This is a genomic window from Oleiphilus sp. HI0132 (assembly GCF_001635845.1).
The window spans coordinates 1-1286 of the sequence record NZ_LWGJ01001646.1; the positions used below are offsets into that span (position 1 = coordinate 1).

At 41.9% G+C, this 1286-nt stretch carries 1 protein-coding gene; it reads right to left on the minus strand.

Annotation, left to right across the window (positions count from 1 at the left end):
• A partial coding sequence (locus tag A3766_RS31580) for a hypothetical protein (protein WP_197479740.1) occupies positions 1-1286 on the minus strand: 1286 nt, incomplete at both ends.

Here is a 1286-nt window from a genome sequence, read left to right on the forward strand (position 1 = left end):
CTAGACTACGTTCCAATGAATTGCTTAGGCCATCATCATCCATATCTTCGCTATCTGAATCAAAATCCCTAGCAATTATGCTATTAAAATCTGTTGAAAAGTCATACTCTTCAGGCTGGTCGAAGTTGGAAAACTGAGCAAGCGTACCTTCTGCAAATAAGGACTCCCACCATTGAGGTAAGCCGTTGTCATCGGAATCTCCAACTTGAACCACATCAAACCTTAAGCCGGCAGAACCGCTTTCATCAATATTTGAAGGCTGAGTTAGAGCCAAAACATTAAACCCGGTAGGTATTAGAGCAACAAGCTCACGACCGTAATAACTTTGCTCAAGACTCCACTCACCTGTAAGGCCATAACTTAAGCGTAATGCATTATTAGCGCTCATAGATTGAATATGATGATCCTGGTGATAGATACCCAGATTAAAATTACTGCTATTGTCATATTCGAAACTTAAATCATTCGTGTCAAAGGTAACGCCGTTCGAAATATAGAGTTTTGAACCAGCGACCTCTTCTTTCACATATAAGGGTGACACGAGTGTTTGATCTGATTCAAAAATAGTTTGTGACAAACTCTTACCAGGAACATCCACGACAAGTTGCACCAACTCACTGCTATTACTCCTAAAGCCCCATAGTGCTGCGCTATCGGCGTTCTGCCACACGGCCGAAGACAATTGAATATTACTTGAGAATGGTGACACATTAACCGGAGATTGGCCTGCCCCCGCATCTTCAAACATAAAGATATTCTCACTAGCGCCGTCTGCAGAAACTGAAGCCAGGAGAAAATCACCCTGATCAACTAAGGCAATAACCGCTTGTTTTTCGGGAAGCAGATAACTAAGAGTTAGGCTTGGCTCTGCTTGGGTAAGATCAGCACTCCAAATCGAACCATCACTAAACCCTAAGTAGAGTAAATTACTATTGGTGCGCGCGTAATTAGCGGAGGTAATTCTCGCATCTATATCGCCTTTCCCGATTGCCTTGGTAAACCTTCCTTGATCAGCTTGAAATCTAATTACTTCAGGCCAAGTATCGTTAAAAAATAAAACTTCCTGCTTACTAGATTCGTCTATTTGAGGTTCAAAGCTCACTTTGATCTCATCAGCTTTATTTCTGTCTAGCCATGTGGCATAACACGTCCCCTGAGGAACGAAAGACTCAGAAGCATTTTTGTTGTACGCTAACAAATCATCAGGGTATAAAACCTGATATAAGGTCTTATCGTCAATAGCTAGTGAAGACTCCTCTTCACGATCTAAAACCCCATCGTTATCG